6 protein-coding genes are annotated in these 7319 nt (G+C 64.4%); 1 reads left to right on the top strand and 5 read right to left on the bottom strand.

Translation table 11 applies throughout. The features are described 5' to 3' along the window. Positions 1-195 precede the first annotated feature (195 nt). From AC1D1G_RS38585 to AC1D1G_RS38565, 5 genes are all read right to left on the bottom strand, one after another. Positions 196-1095 carry an alpha/beta fold hydrolase gene (locus AC1D1G_RS38585; protein ID WP_283352112.1) on the bottom strand — a complete coding sequence of 300 codons (900 nt, stop codon included), beginning with the start codon at positions 1093-1095 and terminating at the stop codon, positions 196-198. A gap of 483 nt (positions 1096-1578) precedes the next feature. Continuing rightward, complete coding sequence (locus AC1D1G_RS38580) at positions 1579-2421, bottom strand: enoyl-CoA hydratase-related protein (RefSeq protein WP_477956227.1); 843 nt, start codon at positions 2419-2421, stop codon at positions 1579-1581. A gap of 35 nt (positions 2422-2456) precedes the next feature. After that, positions 2457-3974, bottom strand: coding sequence for a class I adenylate-forming enzyme family protein (locus AC1D1G_RS38575; protein ID WP_477956226.1), 1518 nt, complete (start codon positions 3972-3974; stop codon positions 2457-2459). Positions 3975-4167: 193 nt separating this feature from the next. Next, a complete protein-coding gene (locus tag AC1D1G_RS38570) occupies positions 4168-5601 on the bottom strand; it encodes an MFS transporter (RefSeq protein WP_477956225.1) in 1434 nt (477 codons plus the stop codon). Positions 5602-5625: 24 nt separating this feature from the next. Then, on the bottom strand, positions 5626-6588 hold the full coding sequence (locus tag AC1D1G_RS38565; protein WP_283352108.1) for a PDR/VanB family oxidoreductase: 963 nt from the start codon (positions 6586-6588) through the stop codon (positions 5626-5628). Between the two features lie 107 nt (positions 6589-6695). Between AC1D1G_RS38565 and AC1D1G_RS38560 the strand changes: the two genes are divergently transcribed. Next, positions 6696-7319: SDR family NAD(P)-dependent oxidoreductase (locus AC1D1G_RS38560; RefSeq protein ID WP_477956224.1), on the top strand; the 624-nt coding region annotated here is incomplete at its 3' end.

Here is a 7319-nt window from a genome sequence, read left to right as displayed (position 1 = left end):
GGGTTGCAGTTCAGCCGCCCACGCCCCTCGCACCCTGAGCGGCGGCGATCGCGTCGCTCGTCGGATTCGAAAACTGTTCTGACAGTGCAGTATTGACGATAACAACCCAATCTGATCGCCTACGGACGGATCGGTCGGACGGCGACCGGTTTCGGCGCCGAATCCGGTCGCCGCTGCAACCGAGCCTCAACCGCATCAGTAACGCGCTGCGATAACGTCTTCGTCGAGAAATCCCGTCAATCCGCCACTGAAGACATCGTTGTCGTCGCCGGCGACCATATGCCCGGCCCCGGTCACGTCGATCAGCTTCGCGGACGGAATCAGCTCGAGCAGCTCCTTGGCGCCTTCCTCGCTGACCACTTTCGACTCCTTGCCACGCACCAGCATCGTGGGAACCGTGACCGCGGCCGCGGCCTTCCGTGCGCGTTCGTAGCGCACGATCGAATCCGCCTGACGAGTCGGTTCGTCGCCCTGGCGCAGGAACGCCGGATCCCAATGCCAGAACCAGCGGCCATCACGCAGACGCAGGTTCTTACGCAACCCGTCCGGGTTGGGCTTACGCACCCGGTTCGGGGTATACGCCGCGATCGCCGCCGCAGCCTCGTCGAGGCTCGCAAAACCCTCGAGGCCACTGCGCATGAACGCCATGATCTCCGCGGTGCCGCTGGTCTCGACCTTCGGTGCGATATCGACCAAGACCAGACCGCGAGCGAGATCCGGGTTCTCCCCCTGCCCGATCAGCGACGTCATCCCGCCCATCGAGGCACCGACGAGTACCGGCTTCTCCCCCAACTCCGAAACGACCGACGTCAGGTCGGCAACCAGTGCATCGATGCCGTAGTCCCCGTCCGGCGCCCACTGACTGTCCCCATGCCCGCGTGCGTCCACGGCGATGGCGGACCAGCCGTCCGCCGCCAGGCTGCGGCCGGTGTTTCGCCAGGAATGCCGCGTCTGCCCGCCGCCGTGCAGCAACAGCACCGAGCCTTTCCTGTCGACACCCGATCCGCCGGCGTCCTGGGACGGCGGATCCCACCGGTCGGCAGCGAGCGTGACACCGGCACCGCGGAGTTCGGACTGTGTGACTACGGGATCCATGGGTTCCTCACCAACATTATCGAACCGAGCATTCTTTATCATGTTGCACTACGGGGTGAACAATGATTCACCGCCCACTCGTTGCATGTTGTATCAAGACAGGTTGAACCTGGTTCAGCCGACTGCGTCGGTGTCTCTGAGTTTGGCCGACCCCGGTCGATGGGTCGACTCGCCAGATCAATCTCGCGCTCCCCGATGCGGTGCTCACCGCGAATTCACCCTCCTGCCGTGATGTCCCGATGAGGCAAAGGGGACGTCCCCACTTTTCGATTCTGTACACAGACGATCGTGTGGAGGTGACCATGCGTCGGAAGGAAGTGGCACCGGTGCCCCCACCCATCCGGTGGCGGCGGCTGCGCCCGTGGAGCCGCCACCACACGGGGGCATGGTCTTCGCCGGCAGCCCCGACGAGATCACTGAACGGATCGTGCGATACGCCGAGGGACAGTGTCGAATCCCGGAGGGCTGATGATTACCGATGCACTACTCGAACAGGTTGGGCAATCCATCCGTAACCCGGTTCGGGAACTTCGGCTCGCGCTTCTCGAGAAATGCGTCGACACCTTCACGCACGTCGTCCGCGGTGCCGCGGACGTAGATGCCGATCGACTCGGCCCTGTGCGCTACCTCGGGGTCGGACGCACCAAGCATCCGCCACATCAGCTGTCGGGTCAGAGCTGCCGACACCGGTGAGGTGCCGGAGACGAGTTCCCGCGCGATGTCGAGTGCCCGCTCGAGCACTTGATCGGCGTGCACGAGTTCACGGACGAGTCCTCGTTCGAGCGCTTCGACTGCCGAGACCATCTTGCCGCCCACTGTCCACTCGACGGCCGTCGAGATACCGACGGCCCGCGGAAGGAACCAGGTCGAGCAAGCCTCGGGGACCAGTCCGCGACGCGTGAACACGAACCCGAACTTCGCGGTTTCCGACGCGATGCGAATGTCGGCCGGCAGGGTCATGGTGACGCCGACACCCGCGGCCGGTCCGTTGATCGCGGCGATTACCCGCTTGAGGGAACGGTAGATTCTCAGCGAGACCTGCCCGCCCGTGTCGGCCGGTGCGCCTCCGGTCTCCGGGTCGTCATCCAGCACGAAGGTGTCGCCGCCGGCTGCGAGATCGGCTCCCGCACAGAAGGCCCGTCCCGTTCCGGTGATGACTACCGCACGGACCTCGTCGTCTGCGTCGGTCTCGTCGAAGATTTCGATGAGCCGATAGCACATCGCGTTGGTGAACGCATTGAGCTGGTCGGGACGGTTCAATCGCACAACCGCGATCTCCCCGTGCCGCTCGAGTATTAGTGCATCGTCGCTACCGGTCTCCGGCACGCTGACTCCTTCCTGAGTTCCCCGCCGGTTTCGGCTCAGCGGACCTTGTCGAATCGTTCTGCCACGTACCGGTATTCGGACCGGATGGCAGTCTTCGAGAGCTTGCCGCTGGGGAGCCGCGGCAGCGGCTCGTCCCGGATCACCACGTAGCGCGGAACCTTGTAGTCGGCCACGAGCCGGTCGCAGTGTTCGATGATTGCCGCTGCATCGACGCCATCCTTCACCGTGACGATCGCCGCCGGGGTTTCGCCGAAGCGCTCGTCAGCGGCTGCGATGACAGCGACTTCCTCGACACCGGGAATCTCGGAGATGACCCGCTCGATTTCGACCGGCGAGATATTGATTCCTCCGGTGATGATGAGGTCTTTGAGCCGGTCGACGAACTTGACGCGTCCTTCGTCGTCGAGGGTGCCGAGGTCGCCGCTGTGCAGCCAGTTGTTCTGCAAGGCGGCCGCGGTCGACTCGGCGTCGTTCCAGTACCCGGGGGTGACGCCCGGACCGCGCAGGAGGATTTCGCCCTCTTCACCGGGAGCGGCATCGGTACCGTCTGGACGCACCACCTTCACTTCGGTGAAGATCGAGCCGGATCCACACGTGTCGGGGTGGTCGAAGGCTTCGGCGACGAGGGTGGCGGTGGCGACACCGCCGGCCTCGGTCATGCCATAGATCTGTCGCAGTGCGACGCCCTTGTCCGCCCAGTGCTGCAACAGTGCCGGAGCGACCGCGGCGCCGCCGACGATCGCGGTGCGCAGCGACGACAGGTCGGCGTCCGCGAACTCGGGTGAACGCGAGATCGCCTCGAAGATCAACGGCACACCGAAGATGGCCTGGACATCGTGTTCACCGAGAAGTTTGGCCGCGCGGCCCGGATCGAACTCCTTCTCGATGATCAGCTTTCCGCCGAGCACCGTTGTCATGACCAGCCCCCATACCAGGCCGGGGGTGAATACCAATGGCAACACCAGCAGTGATGTGGACCCGGGCCGGAAGCCTTCTTCGGTGAGTGACGCCTCGAAGGCGATATTGAGCAGCGTCCGGTTCGTGCAGATCACACCCTTGGACATCCCGGTGGAGCCACTAGTGAAGAGGAGGGCGGTCGGTTCGTCGGGTTCGAGATCGATGCGGAAGTCGTCCTGTCCTCCCGCGCGTAGCGGCGCGAGCTCGTCGAACGAGAGCGTGTCGAAGGTGCGACCCAGTTCACGGGCCGCGTCGACCGTCTGCGCGAACTCGTTCGGCATGACGACCAGGACGGCACCGGCGTCGTCGACAACCTTGCGGAGCTCCGCCGGCTTGAACCGTGGGTTGAGCGGGATCAGTACACCGCCGGCCTTGAGGACGCCCAGAGCGATCACCGGCCACGTCAGCGAATTCGGGCCTAGCACGCCGACTCGTTGACCCGGTTGGATTTCGAGGTCCACGATCTTCCGGGCGATTCGACTGGACCAGTCCTGGAGTTCGCGGTATGTGAGGGATTCACCCGCCACGACGAGCGCGTCCTGCTCTCCCTTGGTCTTCGCCCACCAATGTAATGCCGAGCCGACGGTGGCAGCCATTCGTCCTTACCTTTCGTGAGTCGCACATGTGCGATGTCGTTCTACCGGGGTCCTACCGGGCATGTGGGGTGCCTGACACAGAGCGCGGGCCGAATCGCATTTGTCGACAGATGTTTTCAGCGCGGATCGGACCAGGGAAGCCTGGCTCGTACGCCGTGCGACCCACGCTATATGGTCCAATTTGAGACGTCAATCAAGTCTTGTATTTTGCAAAACGGTGCGCTGTTACAGCAACGAGCCCCGCCGCGCACGCGGCCGCTCCCCCGACCGCGAACACCACGATGTACGCCTGTTCTGTGGGCGTCGAGGTGCCCGGGATCGTGATGGTCGCGAGCAACACCGCAACGAAGGCACTGGCCAGTGAACTTCCGAATGTCCGGGCGATCGCGTTGATGCCGTTCACCGCCCCTGTGCTTCCCGGAGGACTGCTGCCGATGAGCATCGACGGCAGCGCACCGTAGGCGACTATGACGAAGACATTGATCACCGCAACCGCCGTAATCACCTGCCACGTGTAGTCGTGAGCAAGTATCAGCATCACGAATCCGCACACACCGACGGCGCAGGCTGCGGTCAGCACCTTGTGGGCGGGGAACCGTCGGACTACGAGTCCACTGACGGCTGCCGCAGCCGTACCGGCAATCTGTCCGGGTAGCAGGTACACCAGACTGGTCTCGAGTACCGACGCATCGAACCCGTATCCCGCTTCCTGTCGGGAGATCTGCACGAACGTTGCGATGGCCAGGAACTGCACGAACATCGCGACACCCACCAGGAAAGCCGCGACATGTGCCGGAGYCACCAACCGCGCCGTCAGAAGCGCCGGAGCAATTAGCGGTGAAGTGGTCCTCCGTTCGTGCCGGTACCAGGCGGCAAGCACCAGCGCACCGGTGACAGCGCAACCGAGTGTCCGCAGCGACAGCCATCCCCACGTCCCACCTTGCGCCAACGCCAACAGCAGCCCCGGCAGGCCGAACGCGAGCCCGACCATACCCCAGAAGTCGAACCCGTCGCGCGGTCCCGACCCCGGGGTATGCGGAATAACGCGCCACCCGACGACCATTGCTAACACTGTGAGTACCAACAGCATCCAGAAGACACGTCGATAGTCGGCCCCTTCGGTGTACAGGAGTCCGGCCGCGATCATTCCCACACCGCCGCCGACACTCAATGCCCCAGACATGACGCCGAGCGCCATCGGAACACGGTGCGCCCCCAGTGCGCCTCGCACTACCGCCACACCGACGGGGAACAACGCGTACGACACTCCCTGCAGAACTCGACCGGCGATGAGTGACGGCAACCCGTTCCACGCGACACACAGCACCGAGCCGATCAGTACCGCGCCCAGCACGGCGAGCATCACCCTCCGTGGACCATGTCGATCGGCGAGGTGACCCAACAGTGGTGTACACACCGCGGCTGCAAGGAGATTCGCTGTCACTGTCCAACCGACAGCATCCGTGCCCACGTCGAGCTGCACCGCGATTGCCGGCAGGAGCGGTACCACGGCGGTCTGCATCATCGACGTGATCATCACGATGAAGCAGAGCGCCGGGACCAGCACCGCCGATCCACGTGCCGTCTCTTGGGCGGCGAGATGGGCCGTATCGGGCGCCTGGGTCACGGCATCTCCTCGCTGCGGTGCCGGTCAGAGATCGAGCACGAGTTTTGCTGTGCAGCTTCGTGATACACAGATCATCATGCAGTCGTTCTCGGCCTGTTCGTCTTCCGTGAGGATCGAGTCGCGATGTTCGGGAACGCCCTCCAGGACGCGGGTTTCGCACGTCCCGCACGTACCCTCACGGCACGAGAAGGGGGCGTCGACACCGGACCGGAGTACGGCGTCGAGCACGCTTTCCTTCGCATCGACGGTGATGGTCCTGCCCGCGCGCCGGAGTTCGGCCTCGAACGATCCGTCGACCGCATCGGCCGGCCGCTCCTTGGCAGCGAACCGCTCGACGTACAGTCTCACGTTCGGATGCGCGAGGCATTCGTTTTCGATCGCCTGCAGGAGCGGCTCCGGTCCGCAGCAGTACACCCCGGTGCCGTCGGGGACGGCGACGAGGGCAGCGGGAAGGTCGAGGATTCCGCATTCGTCCTGGGGTCGCAGCTCGATTCGGCCGGGGTACCGAGCGACCAGCTCGTCGGCAAAAGCCATGCTGGTGCGTGTTCGGCCGCCGTACAGCAGGCGCCAGTCGGCGCCGGCAACTTCGGCCGAACGGAGCATCGGCAACAGGGGCGTAATGCCGATACCGCCCGCGACGAAAAGGTAGGACTGCGCGGGTTCGAGGGTGAAATTGTTGCGCGGACCTGCGATCGCGACCAGGTCTCCGACTTGCAGCGAGTCGTGCACCCAGCGCGATCCACCGCGGCCGTCCGCTTCGCGGAGCACCGCGATCGCCAAGGAGGTGGTGTCGGATGCGTCGCCACACAGGGAGTATTGCCGAACCGTCGACCTGTCGATGATCACGTCGATATGCGCTCCGGGCTCCCATGTCGGGACAGCGCCGCCATCGGGATCCGCGAGTCGAACTGCCATGACCCCGTGAGCAAGCACGTCTTTGCCGATCACTCGCATTTTGCGTTGTTCGGTGTTGGTGCTTCTGGTCATCGGCGCTCTCGTTCCCATAGACTTCACCTGCCCTATAATCTTAAGCAGTTAGGTTTACGGGACGCAAGCCTGGCCACCGATATCCACGACGCACACAGGAGATCGCCATGACCCCACACTCATCGCCGGACCAGAGTGACACGGTCCTCGACCTGTTCAGACTCGACGGATCCGTCGCTGTCGTGACCGGCGCCGGCAGCGGCCTGGGCGCCGGATTCGCCCGCGCGCTCGCCGAGGCAGGTGCCGACGTGGTGATCGCCGCACGCCGGCGCGAAAACCTCGAAGCCGTCGCGGTGACAGTAGAGGCCACCGGTCGCCGCTGCCTGGTCGTACCTACCGACGTCACTGTGCCCGAGCAGTGCGACGCGCTTGCCCAGGCCGCTGTCGCCGAGTTCGGCCGCCTCGACATCCTGATCAACAACGCCGGAGTCACCAGCTCCGCGCCTGCGACACGCGAGCGCCCCGAGGACTTCCGCGCAGTCCTCGACGTGAACCTGATGGGCAGCTATTGGGTAGCGCAAGCGTGTGGACGCGTGATGGGCCCGGGCTCGACCATCGTCAATGTCGCGAGCATGCTCGGCCTCATAAAATCGGCACTTCCCCAAGCTGCATACGCGGCCAGTAAAGCGGGAATGATCGGCCTGACCCGCGACCTGTCGCATCAGTGGTCGAAGCGAAAGGGAATCCGCGTCAATGCGATCGCGCCAGGATTCGTGGAGACCGACCTGATC

Source organism: Rhodococcus sp. P3_B8, from assembly GCF_056402775.1.
Note: the sequence above shows the minus strand (reverse complement) of the source record. Positions and strands in the feature narration are given on the sequence as shown.